25 protein-coding genes are annotated in these 19,750 nt (G+C 71.1%); 10 read left to right on the plus strand and 15 right to left on the minus strand.

Annotated elements, in window-relative coordinates; all coding sequences use genetic code 11:
- Positions 1-27 precede the first annotated feature (27 nt).
- A complete protein-coding gene (locus AB0I77_RS10395) occupies positions 28-270 on the minus strand; it encodes a hypothetical protein (protein WP_363281980.1) in 243 nt (80 codons plus the stop codon).
- A complete protein-coding gene (gene mca / locus AB0I77_RS10400; protein ID WP_363282084.1) occupies positions 263-1,123 on the minus strand; it encodes a mycothiol conjugate amidase Mca in 861 nt (286 codons plus the stop codon). Before mca ends, AB0I77_RS10395 begins: the two co-directional genes overlap by 8 nt.
- A 143-nt stretch (positions 1,124-1,266) precedes the next feature.
- Here mca and AB0I77_RS10405 point away from each other — a divergent pair, with 143 nt between their 5' ends.
- Entirely contained in the window at positions 1,267-1,665 is a 399-nt protein-coding gene (locus AB0I77_RS10405) for a DUF4307 domain-containing protein (RefSeq protein WP_363281982.1), read from the plus strand.
- A 168-nt stretch (positions 1,666-1,833) separates the two neighbouring features.
- Positions 1,834-2,334 carry a transcription elongation factor GreA gene (greA, locus tag AB0I77_RS10410; RefSeq protein WP_363281983.1) on the plus strand — a complete coding sequence of 167 codons (501 nt, stop codon included), beginning with the start codon at positions 1,834-1,836 and terminating at the stop codon, positions 2,332-2,334.
- A 58-nt stretch (positions 2,335-2,392) separates the two neighbouring features.
- Here the strand turns inward: greA and AB0I77_RS10415 are convergent, their stop codons facing one another.
- The 3 genes from AB0I77_RS10415 to ilvA all read right to left on the minus strand — a co-directional run bounded on the left by AB0I77_RS10415 (position 2,393) and on the right by ilvA (position 5,654).
- A complete protein-coding gene (locus AB0I77_RS10415; RefSeq protein ID WP_363281985.1) occupies positions 2,393-3,250 on the minus strand; it encodes an ABC transporter permease in 858 nt (285 codons plus the stop codon).
- On the minus strand, positions 3,247-4,266 hold the full coding sequence (locus AB0I77_RS10420; RefSeq protein WP_363281986.1) for an ATP-binding cassette domain-containing protein: 1,020 nt from the start codon (positions 4,264-4,266) through the stop codon (positions 3,247-3,249). The genes AB0I77_RS10415 and AB0I77_RS10420 overlap by 4 nt, the downstream gene beginning before the upstream one ends.
- A gap of 158 nt (positions 4,267-4,424) precedes the next feature.
- Positions 4,425-5,654 carry a threonine ammonia-lyase gene (gene ilvA / locus AB0I77_RS10425; protein ID WP_363281987.1) on the minus strand — a complete coding sequence of 410 codons (1,230 nt, stop codon included), beginning with the start codon at positions 5,652-5,654 and terminating at the stop codon, positions 4,425-4,427.
- A 161-nt stretch (positions 5,655-5,815) separates the two neighbouring features.
- Between ilvA and AB0I77_RS10430 the strand changes: the two genes are divergently transcribed.
- The 3 genes from AB0I77_RS10430 to AB0I77_RS10440 all read left to right on the plus strand — a co-directional run bounded on the left by AB0I77_RS10430 (position 5,816) and on the right by AB0I77_RS10440 (position 7,253).
- The gene (locus AB0I77_RS10430) at positions 5,816-6,322 is read left to right on the plus strand and encodes a MarR family transcriptional regulator (protein WP_363282085.1); all 507 of its coding nucleotides are present in this window, start codon (positions 5,816-5,818) and stop codon (positions 6,320-6,322) included.
- A gap of 162 nt (positions 6,323-6,484) precedes the next feature.
- On the plus strand, positions 6,485-6,979 hold the full coding sequence (locus tag AB0I77_RS10435) for a sigma factor-like helix-turn-helix DNA-binding protein (protein ID WP_363281988.1): 495 nt from the start codon (positions 6,485-6,487) through the stop codon (positions 6,977-6,979).
- Between the two features lie 25 nt (positions 6,980-7,004).
- The gene (locus AB0I77_RS10440; RefSeq protein ID WP_363281989.1) at positions 7,005-7,253 is read left to right on the plus strand and encodes a hypothetical protein; all 249 of its coding nucleotides are present in this window, start codon (positions 7,005-7,007) and stop codon (positions 7,251-7,253) included.
- A 200-nt stretch (positions 7,254-7,453) separates the two neighbouring features.
- On the opposite strand, the gene AB0I77_RS10445 is transcribed toward AB0I77_RS10440, so the two are convergent.
- The gene (locus tag AB0I77_RS10445; protein ID WP_363281990.1) at positions 7,454-8,608 is read right to left on the minus strand and encodes a cystathionine gamma-synthase; all 1,155 of its coding nucleotides are present in this window, start codon (positions 8,606-8,608) and stop codon (positions 7,454-7,456) included.
- A 140-nt stretch (positions 8,609-8,748) separates the two neighbouring features.
- On the opposite strand from AB0I77_RS10445, the gene AB0I77_RS10450 reads away from it, so the two are divergent.
- Together AB0I77_RS10450 and AB0I77_RS10455 are read left to right on the plus strand one after the other, a co-directional pair.
- Positions 8,749-9,867: a hypothetical protein gene (locus tag AB0I77_RS10450; protein WP_363281991.1), complete on the plus strand. Its 1,119-nt coding sequence runs from the start codon at positions 8,749-8,751 to the stop codon at positions 9,865-9,867.
- A 250-nt stretch (positions 9,868-10,117) separates the two neighbouring features.
- A complete protein-coding gene (locus tag AB0I77_RS10455; RefSeq protein ID WP_363281992.1) occupies positions 10,118-11,185 on the plus strand; it encodes a serine hydrolase domain-containing protein in 1,068 nt (355 codons plus the stop codon).
- A 41-nt stretch (positions 11,186-11,226) separates the two neighbouring features.
- Here the strand turns inward: AB0I77_RS10455 and msrA are convergent, their stop codons facing one another.
- From msrA to AB0I77_RS10500, 9 genes are all read right to left on the minus strand, one after another.
- A complete protein-coding gene (gene msrA, locus AB0I77_RS10460; RefSeq protein ID WP_363281994.1) occupies positions 11,227-11,739 on the minus strand; it encodes a peptide-methionine (S)-S-oxide reductase MsrA in 513 nt (170 codons plus the stop codon).
- Between the two features lie 80 nt (positions 11,740-11,819).
- Entirely contained in the window at positions 11,820-12,395 is a 576-nt protein-coding gene (locus tag AB0I77_RS10465; RefSeq protein WP_363281995.1) for a phosphodiester glycosidase family protein, read from the minus strand.
- Positions 12,314-12,898, minus strand: coding sequence for a hypothetical protein (locus AB0I77_RS10470; RefSeq protein ID WP_363281996.1), 585 nt, complete (start codon positions 12,896-12,898; stop codon positions 12,314-12,316). Before AB0I77_RS10470 ends, AB0I77_RS10465 begins: the two co-directional genes overlap by 82 nt.
- Entirely contained in the window at positions 12,895-13,464 is a 570-nt protein-coding gene (locus tag AB0I77_RS10475; RefSeq protein ID WP_363281997.1) for a hypothetical protein, read from the minus strand. Before AB0I77_RS10475 ends, AB0I77_RS10470 begins: the two co-directional genes overlap by 4 nt.
- A 53-nt stretch (positions 13,465-13,517) precedes the next feature.
- The gene (locus AB0I77_RS10480) at positions 13,518-14,012 is read right to left on the minus strand and encodes a hypothetical protein (protein WP_363281998.1); all 495 of its coding nucleotides are present in this window, start codon (positions 14,010-14,012) and stop codon (positions 13,518-13,520) included.
- Positions 13,996-14,487, minus strand: a complete 492-nt coding sequence (locus AB0I77_RS10485) for an RNA polymerase sigma factor (protein WP_363281999.1) — start codon at positions 14,485-14,487, stop codon at positions 13,996-13,998. Before AB0I77_RS10485 ends, AB0I77_RS10480 begins: the two co-directional genes overlap by 17 nt.
- A gap of 150 nt (positions 14,488-14,637) precedes the next feature.
- Positions 14,638-15,255 (minus strand): class F sortase, encoded by a 618-nt coding sequence (locus AB0I77_RS10490; RefSeq protein WP_363282000.1) that lies wholly within the window; start codon positions 15,253-15,255, stop codon positions 14,638-14,640.
- Entirely contained in the window at positions 15,252-15,647 is a 396-nt protein-coding gene (locus tag AB0I77_RS10495; protein WP_363282001.1) for a sortase-dependent protein, read from the minus strand. Before AB0I77_RS10495 ends, AB0I77_RS10490 begins: the two co-directional genes overlap by 4 nt.
- A gap of 159 nt (positions 15,648-15,806) precedes the next feature.
- A complete protein-coding gene (locus AB0I77_RS10500) occupies positions 15,807-16,190 on the minus strand; it encodes a VOC family protein (protein ID WP_363282002.1) in 384 nt (127 codons plus the stop codon).
- A gap of 156 nt (positions 16,191-16,346) precedes the next feature.
- Between AB0I77_RS10500 and AB0I77_RS10505 the strand changes: the two genes are divergently transcribed.
- The 3 genes from AB0I77_RS10505 (at position 16,347) to AB0I77_RS10515 (ending at position 19,705) form a co-directional block, all read left to right on the plus strand.
- On the plus strand, positions 16,347-17,408 hold the full coding sequence (locus tag AB0I77_RS10505) for an iron-siderophore ABC transporter substrate-binding protein (protein WP_363282003.1): 1,062 nt from the start codon (positions 16,347-16,349) through the stop codon (positions 17,406-17,408).
- Between the two features lie 103 nt (positions 17,409-17,511).
- Positions 17,512-18,489, plus strand: a complete 978-nt coding sequence (locus tag AB0I77_RS10510; RefSeq protein ID WP_363282086.1) for an iron ABC transporter permease — start codon at positions 17,512-17,514, stop codon at positions 18,487-18,489.
- Between the two features lie 64 nt (positions 18,490-18,553).
- Positions 18,554-19,705 (plus strand): iron ABC transporter permease, encoded by a 1,152-nt coding sequence (locus AB0I77_RS10515; RefSeq protein WP_363282004.1) that lies wholly within the window; start codon positions 18,554-18,556, stop codon positions 19,703-19,705.
- The last annotated feature ends 45 nt before the right edge of the window (positions 19,706-19,750 follow it).

Raw genomic sequence — 19,750 nt, forward strand, 5'->3', positions numbered from 1 at the left:
CCTGGCGGGTGGCATGGAGTCACGCCGTCAAGACGTCACTTTGCCCTTGTCCTTGCCGGAGGCGTCGGCTTCCTTCTGCGGCGTCTCCTCGAACTCGACCTTGCCCATGTGCTTGCTCATCGACTTCATCAGGGCCCACACCGCCAGGGCCATCGCCGCGAAGACGATGAAGCCGAGGACACCGGGGGTCACCTTGTCCTCGTCGACCTCCTTGGCGAGGGCGGCGAGCTGTGTCATTGCCAGGCTTGCGCTTGCGCTCATGTCAGGCATTGTCTCGGATGCCCGCAAAGAGGTCGTCCTCGGGGAGGGAGGTATCCACGAGGGCCTTCGCGAGCTCGTACTCCTCCGTCGGCCAGACGTCCTTCTGGAGGTCCATCGGCACCCGGAACCAGCCGCCGTCGGGGTCGATCTGTGTGGCGTGCGCGATCAGGGCCTTGTCGCGGATCTCGAAGTAGTCGGCGCACGGGATGTGCGTGGTGAGCGTGCGCTGGTTCACGCCCATCTCGTCCCACCGCTTGAGCCAGTCCCCGTACGGCGACTCCAGGCCCCGCTCCAGCATGGCGCTGTGCAGCGCCTCGGTGCGCGGGCGGTTGAAGCCCTGGTTGTAGTAGAGCTTGAGCGGCTGGTACGCCGGGCCGTACTCCTGCTCCGGGTACTTCTCGGCGTCCCCCGCCCCCTCGAACGCCACCATCGAGATCTTGTGGGTCATGATGTGGTCGGGGTGCGGGTACCCGCCGTTCTCGTCGTAGGTCGTGATCACCTGCGGGCGGAACGCGCGGATCTGCTTCACCAGCTCGCCGGCCGCCTTGTCGAGGTCCTCCAGGGCGAAGCAGCCCTCCGGGAGCGGCGGCAGCGGGTCGCCCTCGGGCAGGCCGGAGTCGACGAAGCCGAGCCACTCCTGCTTGATGCCGAGGATCTCGCGGGCCTCGTCCATCTCCTTCTTGCGTACCTCGTGGATGTGCTCCTCGATGTACTTGTCGCCCTGGAGCTTCGGATTGAGGATGGAACCGCGCTCCCCGCCCGTGCAGGTCACGACCAGCACATCCACCCCCTCGGACACGTACTTCGCCATGGTGGCCGCGCCCTTGCTCGACTCGTCGTCGGGGTGGGCGTGCACGGCCATCAGTCGCAGCTGGTCAGTCAAGACTCAATCCTCGTAGTCGGCGCCCGGTGTGACCGGGTGCGATCGGCGGCTTCTATAGTGACCGAATCCGGGCGTGAATAATTCCGGGGCAGGCGTTTCAAGGCCTTGTCGAGAGGACGATCATGAGTACGGCGAGCACGCGACTGCCCGAGGGCCGTTACGGCCGCTCCTCGGACGAGCGTGCCGACCACAAGCTCAAGGTCGCCGGCGCCGTACTCGCGACCCTGGTGCTCGCCCTCGTCGGCTACTTCGCCTACCACTACGTCGGCCAGAACAAGATCAGTGCCGAGGTGATCACGTTCGAGCCCTCGAAGGACGCGGTGCAGGTGCACCTGGAGGTCCGCAAGGACGCCGGCGCCAGCGGCTACTGCACCGTGCGCTCCCAGGCGGAGACCGGCGCCGAGGTGGGCCGGGCCGACTTCCGCTTCGACGGGAGCGCGACGCGCATCGACAAGGTCGTCACGCTCCGCACGACGTCACCGGGCACGACGGCCGAGCTCCTGGGCTGTCACGCCGACTGATGTCACCGCGAATACATAGGCACTGACCTGCGCAGATGCGTTTCTGATGGCTTATGTCCTCCCCCTTCCGGCCGTGAATTGTTAGGCTCGTGGTTTCGCCCTTCCATGAAGGAACATTCTTCTGGGTAGGGCGATGCTTTGTATTCCCAGTACCTACGAGGAGCACCTGTGACCCAGACCAGCGAGAACGTCACCTGGCTGACCCAGGAGGCGTACAACCAGCTCAAGGCCGAGCTGGAGTACCTGTCTGGTCCTGCGCGCACGGAGATCGCCGCCAAGATCGCGGCCGCGCGCGAGGAGGGCGACCTGCGCGAGAACGGCGGGTACCACGCGGCCAAGGAGGAGCAGGGCAAGCAGGAGCTCCGTGTGCGCCAGCTGACCCAGCTCCTGGAGAACGCCAAGGTCGGCGAGGCGCCGGCATCGGCGGACGGTGCGGTGGCGCCCGGCATGGTCGTGACGATCGCCTTCGACGGTGACGAGGACGACACGACGACCTTCCTGCTCGCCTCGCGTGAGTACGCGAGCTCCGACATCGAGACCTACTCGCCGCAGTCCCCGCTGGGCTCCGGCGTGATCGGCAACAAGGTCGGCGACAACGCGGAGTACGAGCTGCCGAACGGCAAGAAGGCCTCAGTGAAGATCCTCAAGGCCGAGCCGTACAGCGCCTGATCCAGCCCCCGCATGGCCTTGGCGAGCCCCCGGCGTCCGTGTGACGCCGGGGGCGTCGTCATGCCGTCGCGGAGCGGTACTTCCGTACCGCCAGGGTCCTGAATATGGCGATGATCAGTACCGACCAGATCAGCGAGGCCCAAACCGGGTGCTGCATTGGCCAGGCGTCAGGTGTCTGGAAGCCCGGAGGGAGGTTGCCGAACAGCTCGCGGCAAGCCTGCACGGTGGCGCTGAACGGGTTCCACTCTGCGATGTGGCGCAGGAAGGTCGGCATCTGGTTCGCATCCACGAAAGCGTTCGAGATGAACGTCAGCGGAAACAGCCAGATCAAGCCGCCCGAGGTGGCCGCTTCAGGAGTGCGCACGGACAGGCCGATCAGCGCGCCGATCCACGAGAACGCGTACCCGAGTAGCAGGAGCAGGCCGAATCCGGCGAGCACCTTGCCGAAGTTCTCATGCGTGCGCCAGCCGATCAGCAGGGCGACCACGGCGAGGACTACCAGGGTCAGTGCCGTCTGCACCGAGTCGGCGAGGGTCCGCCCGGTCAGCACCGCACCACGTGTCATGGGCAGGGAGCGGAAACGGTCGATGAGGCCCTTATGCATGTCGTCGGCAATGCCCGCGCCAGCGCCCGCCGTGGCGAAGGTGACGGTCTGGGCGAAGATGCCCGCCATCAGGAACTCTCGGTAGGCCTGGGTGGAGGTGGACGAGCCGACCTGGATCGAGCCGCCGAACACATAGGTGAACAGCACCACGAACATGATTGGCTGGACCAGCCCGAAAATGATCATCTCGGGAATCCGACCCATGCGAATCAGATTCCGGCGGGTGATCACCAGGGAGTCCCGGACGGACTGGGCGAAGGGGTTGGGGCCGGGGGGTGCCGCGACCGGCACGGCGTCGGTGACGGCACTCACTTGGCTGCCTCCTTCTTGCGCTTGCGGGCTTGGGGGTCCTTGGCGTCCGCCGCCGCGCCGTTCTCCTCGTCCTTGGCCTCGGCCAGGTGGCCCGTCAGGGAGAGGAAGACGTCGTCCAGGGTGGGGCGGCGCAGGCCGATGTCGTCTATCTCGATGCCGCGGGCGTCCAGTTCGCGGATGACCTCGGCGAGGAGCTTCGCGCCGCCGGAGACGGGCACGGTGATCTTGCGCATGTGGTCCTCGACGCTGGTGTCGCCCTTGCCGAACCCGCGCAACACCTCGGAAGCGGTCGCGATGTGCTCGCGCTCGTGCACCACGACCTCGACGCGCTCGCCGCCGGTGCGGGCCTTGAGCTGGTCGGAGGTGCCGCGGGCGATGACACGGCCGTGGTCGACCACGGCGATGTCGTGGGCGAGGTGGTCGGCCTCTTCGAGGTACTGGGTGGTCAGCAGCAGCGTCGTACCGCCGGAGACCAGCTGCTTGATGACCTCCCACAGCTCTTGGCGGTTGCGCGGGTCGAGGCCGGTCGTCGGCTCGTCCATGAACATCACGGGCGGGGACACGACGAGCGCGGCGGCCAGGTCGAGTCGGCGGCGCATGCCCCCGGAGTAGGTCTTCGCGGTGCGGTCGGCGGCGTCCGTGAGGTGGAACTGTTCGAGCAGTTCCTCCGCCCGGGCCTTCGCGGCCTTGGCCTTCATCTGGTAGAGCTGGCCGACCATCTGGATGTTCTCGCGGCCGGTGAGGTATTCGTCGACCGCGGCGAACTGGCCGGACAGGCCGATCGAGCGCCGCACCTCGTTGGGCTGCTTGAGCACGTCGAGGCCGGCGACGACGGCCTTGCCGCTGTCGGGCCGCAGCAGGGTCGTCAGGCAGCGGACGGTGGTCGTCTTGCCCGCGCCGTTCGGCCCGAGCAGGCCCAGGACCGTGCCCTCGGGGACATCGAGGTCGACGCCGTCCAGAGCCCTTACCTCGCCGAAGGTCTTGACCAGGCCTTCGGCATAGATGGCGCCTGGCATATGAGTCTCCACGTAGTTGAGGAATGTTCGGAAAGCTTAGGTTTGTGCGTCATGTTCCGCTTCGTGCGTGATGCGTGATGAGGGCGACACGACACTCACCATAACGCGATGTATCGCGTCTCTCAATGGACTTACCCGATCGAGTGACGAAGTGGCTTTCAGCCGATCACTGTGTAGCCGGCGTCGCGCAAGGCCTGGCCGACTTCGGCGCAGTGTGCCGGGCCCTTCGTCTCCAGGTGCAGCTCGACCTCCGCCTCCGTGAGCCCGAGCCGTGGATCGGTCCGTACGTGACTCACATCGAGGACGTTAGCGTCCACCACTGACAACACGCCGAGAAGAGTCGCGAGGGCGCCGGGGCGGTCCGTCAGCCGGAGGCGTACGGCCAGGTAGCGGCCCTGCGCGGCCAAGCCGTGGGTCAGGACGCGCTGCATCAGCAGCGGGTCGACGTTGCCGCCGGACAGCAGCGCCACGACCGGCCCCTCGAAGGAACCTGGGTCGCTGAGCACCGCGGCGACCGGGCTCGCCCCGGCCGGCTCGACGACCAGCTTGGCCTGCTCCAGGCACAGCAGCAGCCCGGTGGACAGCTCGTCCTCCGTCACCGTGCGCACCTCGTCCACCAGCTCGTCGATGATCCCGAACGGCACGTCACCGGGCCGTCCGACCTTGATGCCGTCGGCCATCGTCGCCGGGTTCTCGATCGACACCGGGCGTCCGGCCGCCAGCGAGGGGGGGTACGCTGCCGCGCCCGCCGCCTGCACGCCCACGATGCGCACGTCCGGCCGCAGGGCCTTCACCGCGACGGCGACACCAGCCGCGAGGCCTCCCCCGCCGATGCCCACGACGATCGTGCGCACCTCCGGGCACTGCTCCAGGATCTCCAGGCCGACCGTGCCCTGACCTGCGATGATGTCGGGGTGGTCGAAGGGGTGGATGAACACCGCGCCGGTCGCCTCCGCGTACTCCTGCGCGGCGGCCAGCGTCTCGTCGACCACATGGCCGTGCAGGCGCACCTCGGCGCCGTAGTGCCGTGTGGCGCTGATCTTCGGCAGCGGGGCGCCCTGCGGCATGAACACCGTGGAACGCACGCCGAGCAGCGAGGAGGCCAGCGCCACGCCCTGCGCGTGGTTGCCGGCGCTCGCGGCGACGACACCGGCGGCCCGTTCCTCGGGCAGCAGCCCGGCGATACGGACGTACGCGCCGCGCAGCTTGAACGATCCCGTCCGCTGGAGGTTCTCGCACTTGAAGTGGACCGGCGCACCCACCAGCCGGGTCAGGTGCCGGCTGCCCTCCATGGCGGTCACCCGCGCCACGCCCGAGAGCATCTTCTGGGCTCCGCGCACGTCGTCGAGCGTGACCGGCGGCAAGGAGTGAGCCTCGCGGTAGTTCATGACTCAAGTCTCGCAGTTCACACGCGTGGACCGCCGCTGTGACCAACCTCCGAGACCGGTTTGCGCAGCGCCGGTACGGCCTGCCTTCCGGCCGCGTACCCTGTCCCCAACCCAGCACTCCTTCACGAAGTGAGCCTCCGGCCATGCCCACAACACCTGAAATGTCGATGGACATGACGACCTTCGGTGACACCGGTCTCCTCGAGACGTTGCAGCACGAGGTGGCACTGTTCGCGCGTCGTGCCGAACAGACCCGGCTCGGGGGGGTCGGGCAGGTGCGCAACTCCATGGACCGCGCCGCGTACTTGCTGCTCAACCGGCTCGACAAGGAGGGCCCGATGGGCGTCAAGGCACTCGCCGCGAGCATGGGCATCGACTCGTCGACGGTCACCCGGCAGGTGGCGCCGCTCGTCGACACCGGCCTCGTCAAGCGGACCTCGCACCCCGAGGACGGGCGGGCGGTCGTGCTCCAGCTGTCCCCGCGGGGGCTGTCGCGCCTCGAGGAGGTGCGCTCGTCGAGGCGTCAGCTGATGGCCGAGCTGACACACGACTGGGCGCCGGAGGAGCGCGAGGCGTTCTGCACGCTCCTCACCCGCTTCAACACCGCGCTGTCCTCGCGGATGGCGGCCCAGGACGTACCGGGGGCGGACTCGCCGTCGGCCTCCTGAACGCCGCCGGCTCCGCCTGCCCCGGCACAGCGGCCGTGCACGGCTCTTGACCCACGGGCCGCGCCTGGCCTCATATGAGACCGGGTCCCAGTCGTACGACTCTTCGCATCCCGTACGCGGCCGGACCCGTTCCCTCAGGATCGCCCTCATGCGGGAGGCGCGGTGCGACAACGGCATGCGTCCCAGGACGCCCGCCGGGCCCGGGAGTTCGAGGCGTTCGTCGCCGGCGCGGGCGGGCGGCTGCTGCACGCGGCCACGCTCCTCACGGCGGAGGACCCGCGTGACAACCCGCGCGCGCGGCGCCTGCTGACGCTGGCCCTCGCCCGCACGTACGCGTGCTGGGACCGGCTGCGCGGCGAGGACCCGTACGACCGCACCCGCCAGTACCTGGCCATCCGCTTCGCCCGCGGCACGTGGCACCGCCGCGGCCGCCTCGGCCGGGCCCGCCCCACCGGCGCCCTGTCCCGGCTCGCCCCGCAGGAACGCCTGATCCTGGTCCTCAGGCTGTACGAGGGGGTCGCCGAGGAACAGGCGGCGGCCCTGCTCGGCCTCCCCCCGGAACGCGTCAGGACGCTCTGCGACCGGGCGACGGCCACGCTCCTGCATCCGCCGCGAGGGCCCGCGGCGGCGGTGGGGGCGAAGGTGGCGCCCTCATGAGGGGGCCGGACAGCGGGAGGCCCGGGTGAACCGGCCCCAGCGGGAGGCCGCCGTGCGGCGGATCATGGAGCAGGCGGCGCCGACCGTGCCGCCGGAGCTGTACGCGGACGTCGTGCGGCGCGGTGGCCGCCTGCTGCGTCGCAGGAGGGTCGCCCGCCGTCTGATGTGGCTGCTGCTGTCAGCCGTGACCGTGGCGTTCCTGGTGTGGGCGCTGACGGCCCAGCCGTGGGTGGAGCCGCCCTCGAAGACGACTCCACCGCTCACGGACTGGTGAGCCACTGGCGGACCGGAGAAGGCCTAGGCCCCGTCGTCAAATTCCCGCCTGCACCGCGACGCCATGCACGCACTCTCGCCGCACCGGGCGCAGGCCCACGTACAACCAGTACGAGGGCCTGCGCCCAGCACGCCGAGAGCACGCACCTGACGCCGCGGTGCCCGCCCTTCGGGCGGACGACGGGAATTTGACGACGGGGCCTAGCCGAGCGCCTGCTGCAAGTCCTCCAGCAGGTCGTCGATGTTCTCGATGCCCACGGAGAGGCGGACCAGATCGGCGGGCACCTCCAGGGCCGAGCCCGCGGCGGACGCGTGGGTCATGCGTCCGGGGTGCTCGATGAGCGACTCGACACCGCCCAGGGACTCGCCGAGCGTGAACACCTTGGCGCGGTTGCAGACCTCGACGGCCGCCTCCTCGCCGCCCGCGACCTGGAAGGAGACCATGCCGCCGAACGACCGCATCTGCTTGGCGGCGACCTCGTGACCGGGGTGCTCCGGCAGCCCCGGGTACAGGACACGCGTCACGCGCGCGTGCCGGGTCAGCATGTCGGCGACCGCGGTGGCGTTCTCGCTGTGCCGGTCCATGCGCACCGACAGCGTCTTCGTGCCGCGCAGCACCAGCCAGGAGTCGAAGGGCCCGGCGACCGCGCCCATCGCGTTCTGGTGGTACGCCAGCTCCTCGCCCAGCTCCGGGTCGCTGACGATCAGGGCGCCGCCGACGACGTCCGAGTGACCGCCCATGTACTTGGTCAGCGAGTGCACCACGACGTCGGCGCCGAGCGACAGCGGCTGCTGGAGGTAGGGCGTGGCGAAGGTGTTGTCGACGACGAGCTTCGCGCCCGCGTCCCGGGCGACCTGGGCGACGGCGGGGATGTCGGTGATGCCGAGCAGCGGGTTGGAGGGGGTCTCCACCCACACGGCCTTGGTCTTCGGGGTGATGGCGGCCCGTACGGCGGCGGGGTCGCTGGTGTCGGCGACCGACCACTCCACCCCCCACCGGGAGACGACCTTCGCGAAGAGACGGAACGTACCGCCGTACGCGTCGTTGGGGATGACCACGTGGTCGCCGGGGCTGAGCAGCGTACGCAACAGGCAGTCCTCGGCCGCCAGTCCGGACGCGAACGCGAGGCCTCGGCGGCCGCCCTCCAGGGCGGCGAGGTTCTCCTCCAGGGCGGTCCGCGTCGGGTTGGCGCTGCGGCTGTACTCGTAGCCGCCGCGCAGGCCGCCGACGCCGTCCTGCTTGTAGGTCGAGACCTGGTAGATCGGCGGGACGACCGCGCCGGTGAGGGGATCCGCGGTGTTGCCCGCGTGGATCGCGAGGGTCTCGAAGTGCTGACTGATGTGCCTGTCGCTCATGGGCACCGAGCGTAGTGCGCGAACGGATCCGGTGGCGGACGCAGCGGCCGGCGGAGGTTTTCCACAGACGCCGACGACCGTTTTCCACAGACCGCGGACCGGGTTGGCCAATTGTCGGCGGCGTCTGGAACCCTGGAGGCATGGAGATTCTGTGGGTCCTGGTGGCGCTGGTCATGCTCGGCTTCGTGCTGCTTCCCTTCCTGCGGCGCAGGCGCGGCATGATCGAGCAGGTCCACCCGGGCCACCCGGACGCCGCGGACCCCGCGAACTACGGGTTCGCGCAGCAGGAGGAGCTGGACATCCGCATGCCCGGCCCCGACCAGGACCTGCTGGACGTCCTGGATCTGGTGCAGCGCACGCAGGACCACCGGGCGGCCGCGCAGCTCCTGGCCGGCACGGAGTCGGAGGGCGAGCGGCGCTGGCAGCGCGTGCAGGCCTTCGCCGGCGCCGCGTCGCTGGAGCTGAGCCAGCGGCCCGGCGGGGTCAGCGAGACGCCGGGCGGGCAGTGGCTGCGGGTGTGGCGGACCGAGGCCCCCAAGGACGCGGGCGGGGCCGCGGTGCAGGCGGAGTTCCTGGTCCAGCAGGCCTGGCGGACGGCGACGCCCGGCACGGACGAGTTCCGGATCATCATGGAGGAGGCCAGGTCCGCCTGCGGCGACGCGGCGCTGCTGGCCCCCGGCGACCCGATCCCGTACATCATCGAACTCTCCGTGGCGCGCGGACTGGCGTATCCCCGGCCGGAGTTCGAGCAGCTGTGGCTGAAGATCCTCGACCGCGCCCCGAACCACATGGGAGCGCATCTGGCCGCCCTGCACTACTGGTGCGAGAAGTGGCACGGCTCGCGCGAGCTGGCGTACACCTTCGCGGAGGCCGCGGCGGCGAGGGCGCCGCACGGCTCCCTCCTGGCCGCGATGCCGCTCTTCGCGGTCTTCGAGCACCTCCCCGAGGTGAACCTGGTCAGCGGCTTCTACCAGAGCGAGGTCGTGACGAAGGCGATCCACGGCGCGCTGCACGCCGTCCACTCCGCCCGCCCCGACGACCCGATGCTGGCCCATGTCCGCCACCTCCTGGTCTTCTTCCTGGTCCGCTCCGAGCGCTGGGCGGAAGCGATGAACCAGCTCATACACATCGACGGCCACGTCGGCGCCCTCCCCTGGACCCTGTCCGCCGATCCGGCCGCGGAGTTCGCGGTCTACCGGGCCCTGGCGGTGGCGGGCTACGAGGCGAACGGCGGCAGCCCGGCGACGCTGCCGCGCTGAGGGCGGCAGCCGACGTAGCCCCTGAGTCGTGTCCCTGATGGATCCCTGAGCTGTCCCCTGAGTGATCCTCGGGTCATTCCCGATGGTTCAGGGCTTGCGTCACTGGTGAGCTTTTGTCATGAGAAATCTCCAGTCATCGCGCCGTCTCCTCGTCCTCCTCACCACGGTGGCTTCACTCGTCGCCGCTGTCCCCGCGCTCGCCGATTCCCGCCACCAGGGTTCGCGATTACACGCGAGGACCCAGGCGGCCTTGGACGAGATCGTGGAGCAAGGCACCCCGGGTGTCATCGCCCAGGTGCGGGACGACCACGGGGAGTGGAACGGCCGGGCCGGTGTCGGCGACCTCACCACCAGGGATCGGCGCAGCCCCGAAGAGAAGTTCCGCATCGCCAGCGTGACCAAGACCTTCACCGCCACAGTGCTTCTCAAGCTCGAAGCCAGGGGGAGGCTGTCGCTGGACGACAGCGTCGAGCAATGGCTGCCCGGGGTGGTGCGCGGCGCGGGCTACAAGCCCGGGAACATCACCGTGCGGCACCTGCTCAACCATACGAGCGGGATTTTCGACTACAACATGGACGAGGGATTCCGCGCCGAGTACGCCGGCGATGAGTTCGACAAGAACCGCTACACCAGGTGGGCCCCCGCGGATCTGCTGGACATCGCGCTCGCCCACCCGCCGAACTTTCAGCCCGAGCAGGGCAGCAGGCCCGGCAGGGCGGGCGAATGGGACTACTCCGACACCAACTACATCCTCGCCGGAATGATCATCGAGAAGGTCACTCGCGGCACCTACAAGGACGCGGTCGAGCGACTCGTCATCGAGCCGCTCGCCCTGGAAGGCACCAGTGTCCCCGGCACCTCGCCGAAGGTTCCCTCACCGCATGCGACGCACTACTCCACGCTCTTCGAGGACCCGCCGCACGCAAAGGTTCGCGACGTCACCGAGTTCAGCCCCACGGTGGCCTTCTCGGCCGGACAGATGATCTCGACCGTCGGCGACGTGAACACCTTCCTGTCGGAGTTGCTCGGCGGCAAGCTGCTCCCCGCCGCCCAGCAGCGGGAGTTGCTCGAGGCGGTCCCTGTCGACGGGGACAAGGGCCACGGCGGACCGGAGGACGTCTACGGCCTCGGCATCCGGCACTTCAAGCTCAAAGCGGACTGCTGGGCCTGGGGCCACGGCGGCATGATCCCCGGATCCGCGACCCGGACGATGGTCTCGGCGGACGGCCAGCAGGTCCTGACCATGAATCGCAATGGCGACTGGGGTGAGCAGAAGCTGGAGGACGCGGCCGTCGAGGCGGAGTTCTGTCAGGGCTGAGGGGTGACAGCTGCCCCAGAAGGGGATGCGGTTGCGCCGAGTCAGCCCTCCGCTCGGGCGGGCAGCCGCCATCCCGGGCGCGGGAAGTGGCAGGTGTAGCCGTTCGGGTAACGCTGAAGGTAGTCCTGGTGCTCGGGCTCGGCCTCCCAGAAGGGGCCGACCGGCTCCACCTCGGTGACGACCTTGCCGGGCCACAGTCCGGAGGCGTCCACATCCGCGATCGTGTCCTCGGCGATCCGCTTCTGCTCGTCATCCACGTAGTAGATCGCCGAGCGGTAGCTGAGGCCGATGTCGTTGCCCTGGCGGTTCTTGGTGCTCGGGTCGTGGATCTGGAAGAAGTACTCCAGGATCGCGCGGAAATCGGTCTTCGCGGGGTCGAAAAGGATCTCAATGGCCTCCGCGTGCGTGCCGTGGTTACGGTACGTCGCGTTGGGCACGTCCCCGCCGGTGTATCCGACCCGGGTCGCCGTCACGCCTGGGAGTCGGCGGATCAGTTCCTCCATCCCCCAGAAGCATCCGCCCGCCAGCACGGCCCTCTGCGTCTGCGCAGCCATTGCGACCCCTCCAATATCCGTCAGTTCGGTCACTCGGGCTCATCGGCTCGGACACCACCGGCATCCCACGCCCACTCCGCTCAACGCGCGAGAGTTCCAGGCGATTCCTTCGGGAGCACCTGAACCGTGTCCCCCACCGCACGCTCACCCGTCGCGTCCGAGGGATTGTTGACCAGGGCGCCGCGGACGGCCATCGCGGTGGAGCCGCCGCCGTCGAGGTTCAGGGCCTGCACGGCGCCGAGCGAGTGCACGAACTCGGCGGCCTCGTAGAGCGTGAAGCCCGCGCTGCCGCCGGTCTGCCGGCCGTCGACCGTGGCCAGGATGAGGCGGCCCCTGGCGTCGACACCCGCCATGGTGCGCGGCTGGCGGGCGTTGGCCCAGGCGTAGCCGAAGGACAGGTCCTGCGGGTCGACCACGCCCTCGGCCGCCGCGTCGATGTCGACGCGGCCGTCCTTCACCAGGGTGGGGGCGGCACTCACGATGGAGTCGTCACCGTCGAGTTCGACGCGTCGGCCGCTGGTGTCGCGGACGACCTCGGCGACGCGGACCCGGCTGCCGGGGTCGGCGTTCGCGGTCAGCCAGTCGCCCGCGCCGCCGATGCCCTGGAGAACGCTTCCGCCCGCCGGTACCCGGCCCCCGCGCGCACCGACCGACACCACCCGGCCGGACGCGTCGAGCACCGCCTGCGTGCCGGGCCCGGTGGGCAGGTCGGCACCGAACTCGGTGTGAAGCGGACCAGGTCGTCAGTCAGTCGGCAGGTGACGTCCTGCCAGGGCAGGGCGCTGGGTACCGCGCCGGGGCGGCCGCAGTCACGCACCAGTCCCGGCACCCGGTTGATGCCCTGGATCCGGTACGAGGAGTTCCCCGCGCGGGCGGTGACGGTGGTGGTCAGATCAGCGACGCGGATGTGGCTGCCGCCGTCGCCGAGGATCAGCGCGGCCCGCGCGCCGGCCGCCATCGACCCCAACCGGCCGTCGTAGGCGCCCAGGCCGGACATGGTGCCCTGCACGCCGTCGGCGTCCGAGGTCACGAAGAAGCCGCCGTTGACGGCGACCAGTGAGTTCAGCCGGGCGGCGACCGACGAAGTCGTCCTGCGCCGCGTGACATCGCCGTCGTGGGTGCCCTCGACGGTGCCCTTGAAGAGGCGCGGGTCGATCACCGCGACATGGACGTTCTCCCGGTCGGCCGGCTGCTGGACGTGGTACCCGGTCCAGGCGACGGAGGTGCGGAACCCGGCCGAGGTGATCGCCGCCGCCGTGGACCGGGCGTCGGCCTGTGCGGAGCACCGATCCGTACCCGAAGTCCCATGACCCCGTGCGGGGTGTCGGCGTAGCGGGGCCACCGGACGCTCTCCACGCGCGGCTGGAACCCCGCGTCGCGCAGCTTTCGCGCCGTGGTGTCGGCCCAGCTCCGGGTGCCGACCTCGGACCAGGTCGGGGCGCCGGTCAGCCGGCTGACGCCCGGGGACTGGACGGCGACCGTCCAGGTGGGTGTGACGTCGGCGTGCCGGATGGGTCCGGTACGTACCTGTACGCCGGGTGCGAGGGTCTGGGTCGACCACTGCGTGGCCGGCGCGGGGACCGCGGGGCCGGCTTCCGCCGCGGTCGGCATGAGGGAGGGGCCGGCGACGGCGAGTACCGCGGCGACGCCGAGGCCCGCGCGCATGCGGGCCGTACCGCGGACGGGTCTGCCGCGGCCGGGTCGGCCGGGGGCGTTGTGGTCCATGGGTTCGGTTCCTCACGGCTGGGCGCGATGGCGGCCGGTGGGGGCGAGGGCGTCTACGGCCGCCCCGTGCTCTCGGGTGTGGTGTCGGTGCCGGCGGACGGTGTCTCCGACGGGGCGCGGGTGGAGGTGCCCTGGCTGGTCGGGGTGCCCGGGTCGTCGGTCGCGGGCTCCGTGACGGGGTGGGGAGCGTCGGATCCGAGGGACGGCGGGGAGGACACCGATGGGGAGGGCGCGACCGAGGGGATGTCGGTCGGCGTCGGGCTGTTCTCGGGCGTCGGGCTGCTCGCGGGTGGCGGGGCGAGGGGGACCGACGGCGACGCGGGTGCCTGGTGGGTAGAAAGGCTCAGGGGCAGCGCGACGAGGGCGGCGACGGCGCACGTCGCGCCGACCGCGAGCGCGGCCCGGAGCAGCCGGCGGCGGGCCGCGGTGCGGCGGATCGTCTCGTAGTGGCCGGGCGGGGGGCCGAGGTGCTCGGCGGGCGGTCGCAGGATGACGGCCAGGGGGTCGTCGGGCTCGAAGTCCGGATCCTCGTCAAAGTGTGTGGTCAAGGCTTCTCCTCAGGTGGGCGCGGAGCAGTTCGCGGGCCGCGTGGAGGTCGGCCTTGACGGTTCCTTCCTTGCGTCCGGTCAGCACGGACACTTCCCGGATCGGCATGTCAGCGTAGTAGTGCAGCAGGATCGGCACGCGCAGTCGTTCCGGCAGCGACTGCACGAGCAGGCGGACCGAGGGGTCGGCCTGCTCGGTCTGCGGGCGTACGGCGGCCTCGACGGTGGCCCGGCGGACGGCTCTGCGCTCGCGCTCCAGCTTGCGCCAGTGGTCCCGGACGAGGTTGGCCGCGGTGACGTAGAGGAAGCCCTGGGGCTCCGCGACGGATGTCCAGCGGGCCCAGAGCCGGGTGAACGCCTCCGAGGCGATCTCGTGGGCCGTCTCGTCGTCGTCGACCAGCCGGCGGCACCAGCCGGCCAAGCGCGGGTAGAGGGCGGCGAACAGCTCGGACGCGGCCGTCTCGCGGGACCGTTTCAACGTTCTCCATGCTCGTGGGGCTGGTATGGCACTCGTGGGGCTCGTACGGCACTCGTGGGGCTTGTATGGCACTCGTGGGGAAGGATCCCGGGCCGCGGTGTACGGTTCCCGCCGCCCAGGATCCGGACCCGCGGGTCCGGGGCTCGCTGGTCAGGGGCTCGTGGAGCTCAGCGTCGCGAACACGATCACGTTGTCGGCGTAGCCGTCACCGGTGCGCGGGCCGCCGCACGTGATGAGCCGCAGCTCAGGGCGGTCCACGTCGCCGTAGACCGCGTCCGCCGGGAAGTCGGCCTTGGCGACCGTCCGTACGGCGGTGACGGCGAACACCGCCGACGAGCCGTTCTCCAGGCGCGCCACGATCCGCTCGCCCCGCCGCAAGCGCGCGAGGTCGTGGAAGACCCCGTCCCCGTCGGTGCCGACCGTGACATGGCCGAGGATCACCGACGGGCCGGTCTGGCCCGGCGTCGGCGAGTGGCGGTACCAGCCGGCCCGGTCATTCGCCGTGATCGGGGGCACTTGCACGGTGCCGTCCGAGGCCAACCCCAGCCGCATGACCGAGGTGTTGACGTCGATGGCCGGGATCTCCAACCGGACCGGGACCGAACGGTCAAGGGCGCGCGCCGCGTTCGCGGAGGACCGCGCAGTCGGGGGTGCCGTGCTCGCGGCGGGTGCGGTCGTGCCCTGGCCGGTCCGGGGGCCGCCGCAGCTCACGAGCAGCGAAGCCATGGCCGCGGTGGCGAAGGCTCGCCTGGAGAGCGGCGACGTCATGCCCCGGTCGCCCGCCGGCGACGTATGAGAAGGACCGCCGCGCCGCCACCGACGACCACCGCGGCGGCACCGCCGCCGACCAGCGCGCTCTCGGTTCCGGAGGGCGAGGACGACCCGGGCGCCACACCTGTGTCCGGGGCACCGCTGGGCACGACGGAGACCTGGCCCGAACCCTCGGACGGTGCGACGGTCGGTGCCTCGTCCGAACCCTCACTCGGTGCGGCGGACGGTGTCACCTCCGTGCCCCCGGTCGGTGCGGGGCTCGGTGTGTCGGTCGCCGGGGCGCTCGTGGGGACGGGGGTCGGGCTCGTCCCGTCGGCGAACGCGGGCACGGTGCTCGCCAGCACGGCGGTGCACGCGAGTGCCAGGGCGCTGAGGACAGTTCGGCGCATCAAGTGCTCTCTCTCGTCGATCCGCCCGGTGGACGCGGCGGACTGCGTTACGGATCGAGCGGAGAGACGAGGCAGCACCGAGGTCAGTTGTAAAGAGCTGGCAAAGTCATCGGGAGCCCCGATCAGCATCGGGACCCCGATCGGCGTCAGGAGCGCCGATCAACCTCCGCTGCCGTAAGGCCTCGTGAGAATCTCCAGGTTGTGGCCGTTCGGGTCGTCGAAGTACGCGCCCCGGCCGCCGTCGTTGTGGTTGATCTCCCCGGGGCGTCGGTGGAACGGGTCCGCCCAGTACGTCAGGCCCGCCTCCCGGACGCGGGCGAAGATCGTGTCGAAGTCGCCCTCGGAGACGAGGAAGGCGTAGTGCTGCGGGGTGATCGACTCGGCCGTGTCCAGGTAGTCCAGGGTCACGCCGTTCGGGATCTCGACCGGGATGAAGGGGCCGTACTGCGGGCTCACCTTCAGTCCCAGGATGTCGGCGAGGAACCGGGCCGATGCGTGCTTGTCGTGTGCGGCGACGATGGTGTGGTTCAGCTGAACGGTCATCGTGCGGGCCTCCTCATATGTCGAGACATCGAGTGCGGGCCTCCTCGTAACTCAACATACTCCGCGAACGGTTAAGGTAAGGCTCGCCTTACAACTTGCCTTAGCAAACGACCAGACCGAATGACCAGACCGAACGAACAGACCGTCGGAGTAGCCGTGCGTACAGCAGCAGTAAAGGCCGTTGCGGCCGCGACCGTTGTCGGAGGGCTGCTCACCGGCTGCTCGTCGTCGGACGGGGGTGACGGGAGCGCCGAGCAGGCGGCCGGCTCGCGCAACCCCGTGATGGGCGCCTCGGCGGGAGCCACCCAGGGCCCGTCCGCCGCGCCGAGCGTCCTCGCGGACGGCATGGGCGCCGACCCGGACACCGACGGGACCTTCCCGCGGACCGTCACCCACTTCAAGGGCAGGACCACGATCGAGGCCGAGCCCGAGAAGATCGCCGTCCTCAGCACCGGCCAGCTCGACGACCTGCTGTCCCTGGGGATCGTCCCGACGGCCACCACCCGCGCCGACAACGCCGGGCTCGTGCCCGACTACCTCGCCGACGCCTTCCCGAAGGACAAGGCGGGGCTCGCCGGTATGACCGACGCGGGCACCCGGCAGGCACCCAACCTGGAGTCCCTGGCCGCGGCCAAGCCGGATCTGATCCTGGCCAACGACTCGCTCGGCGACCTCTACCCCAAGCTGTCGAAGATCGCGCCCACTGTGATCACGGCCGGCAACGGCATCAACTGGAAGCGCGACCTGCTGCTCGTCGGCGAGGCCGTCGGCAAGGGCGCGGCGGCGCAGGGCCTGCTCGACGGGATCGTCGAGGACGCGCAGGCGAAGGGGAAGGCCCTCGCGGGCGACCCGGCCGTCTCCATGGTGCGGTTCACGCCCGACCGCACCCGGATGTTCGGCGTCTCGTCCTTCACCGGGTCCATCGCCGTCGACATGGGGCTCCAGCGGCCCAAGTCCCAGCAGTTCAACGCCATTTCCGAGGACATCGGCCCGGAGAGCGTCGACACCGCCGACGGCGACTGGATCTTCTACTCGGTGCAGGGGGACGCCGGGAAGACCGACGCCGCGAGCGTGGTCGCGGGACCGCTGTGGAAGTCGATGAAGGCCGTCGAGGCCGGGCACGCGGTGAAGGTCGACGACGACCCCTGGTACCTCAACGCCGGTCCCACCGCCGCGCGTCTGGTGATACGTCAGCTCGCCGAGCACCTCGGCAAGTGAGCCCGAACCGCCCATGAGCCCGAAACACCTCGCCCGGCCCGCGGCCATCCTCGCCCGGCCGGCGGCCCTTCTCGCCCGGCCGGCGGCCAACCTCACCGGGCGGATGGCCGTCCTCGCGGCGGCCGTCCTCGCGATGGCCGCCGTCGGCGTGCTCAGTCTCGCCGTCGGCACCCGGCAGGTCCCGCCGTCCGCCGTGCTCGACGCCCTGCTGCACGGCGGGGGTTCACCGGACGCCCTCGTCGTACGGTCGCTGCGGCTGCCGCGGACCGAGATCGGGCTGACGGCGGGGGCCGCGCTCGGCGTCGCCGGGGCCGCGCTCCAGGCGGTCACCCGCAATCCGCTCGCCGACCCCGGCATCCTCGGGCTGAGCCAGGGCGCGGCGGCCGGCGTCGTCCTCGCGATCGGCTTCGGGCTGGCGAACGGCTTCGGCGGATACGTCTGGTACGCCTTCGCCGGTGCCGTCGTCGCCGCCTGCCTGGTGTACGGCGTCGCGACGCGCGGCCGGGAAGGGGCCTCGCCGGTGAAGCTGGCGCTGGCGGGGACGGCCCTGTCCGCGATGACGGCCGGTGCCACGACCCTCGTCCTCACCTCCAGCTCGGCCACGCTGGACCAGTTCCGCTTCTGGCAAGTGGGCGCGCTGAGCGGGCGGGACGCGGACACGGTCGTACGGATGCTGCCGTTCCTCCTCGCCGGTGCGGTCCTGGTGCTGGCCTGCGCGCGGGGGCTGGACGCGCTGGCGCTGGGGGACGAGACGGCGCGGGCGCTGGGGCACCGGGTCCAGCTCGTACGGGGTACGGCGGCACTCGGGGCGACCCTCCTCACGGCAGCCGCGGTCGCCGCCGCCGGCCCGATCGCCTTCGTCGGCCTCGCCGTGCCTCACCTGGCCCGCCGCCTGGTCTCCGGCGGGCATCGCGCCGTGCTGCCACTGTCCGCGCTGCTGGGCGCGGCGCTGCTGCTGGGGGCGGATGTGGCGGGGCGCGTGGTGAGGCCTCCGGCGGAGGTGCCGGCCGGGGTGATGACGGCGTTGGTGGGGGTGCCGGTGCTGGTGCTTCTGGTGCGGCGGAAGGGCGTGGGCGCATGAGCCGTCAGTCGGCGGGCCGTCGTGCCGCTCGGGCGGCTCCCGGCCCACAGAAGGGCGTGGCCGCATGAGCCGTCAGTCCGCGGGCCGTCGTGCCGCTCGGGCGGCTCCCGACCCACAGAAGGGCGGCACCCCGTCAGCGCCGGGCCGCGCGTCCCGCCCCTCAGCACCGACGCCGGGCACCCTCGCGTCCGACCTCACCGTCCTGCGCCCCCACCCCCGCATCTCCCTCCTCCTCCACCGCCGCTCCGCGGCAGCCGCCGCCACCCTTCTCGTACTCCTCGCGGCCGTCATGCTCGCCTCGGCCTGCGTGGGCCAGACGTACGTCTCCCCCGCCGAGGTCTGGCGCACCCTGCGCACCGGAGCCGGGCCCTACGACCTCGTCGTCGGGGAGTTGCGGGTGCCGCGGATCGTGCTCGGGGCGCTGGTGGGGGCCGCGCTCGGGCTGGCGGGGGCGCTCGTGCAGACCGTCACCCGCAACCCGCTGGCCAGCCCGGACGTGATCGGCGTAGGACATGGGGCAGCCGCCGCGACGGTGCTCGCGCTGGCGACAGGGACCGTCAGCTCACCGGGCGCGATGCCCGCCGTCTCCGTCGCGGGCGGGCTCGCGGCGGCGGCGCTGGTGTATGTGCTGGCGTGGCGGCGCGGTATGCAGCCGAGCCGGTTCGTGCTGACCGGGGTCGGTATCGGCGTCGCGCTGTCGGCGATCGTCCAGCTCTACCTCACCGACAGCGAGCTGGAGGCCGCCGAGCAGGTCAAGCTGTGGCTGACCGGCAGCCTCAACGGGCGCGGCTGGGAACAGGCGGGGCCCCTGGCCGTCGTACTACTGCTGTCGCTGCCCGCGCTGGTGTGGGCGAGCCGGGCCCTGCGTCCGCTCGGGCTCGATCCGGCCACGGCGGCCGCGCTCGGCGTACGGGTGGACCGGGTCCGGCTCGGCCTGACCGTGCTCGGCGTCGTCCTGGCGGCGACGGCGACCGGGGCGGCGGGACCGATCGGGTTCGTCGCCCTGACCGCGCCCCAGCTGGCCCGCCGGATCACCCGCACGCCCCAACTGCCGTTGCTCTGCTCGGCGTTGACGGGTGCGGTCGTCCTCGTCGCCGCCGACCTCGCGGCCCGCACGCTGCTGCCACCGCTGGAGATCCCGGTGGGGGCGCTCACGTCGCTGGTCGGCGGGCCGTATCTGCTGTGGCTGCTGGGCCGCCGTACGGCGACACGCTGAGGCCCCGGCAGGTCACCAAACCCGCCGGGGCCGCACGCGAAGTAG

The organism is Streptomyces sp. NPDC050619, assembly GCF_040654815.1.
Taxonomy (GTDB): Bacteria; Actinomycetota; Actinomycetes; order Streptomycetales; family Streptomycetaceae; genus Streptomyces.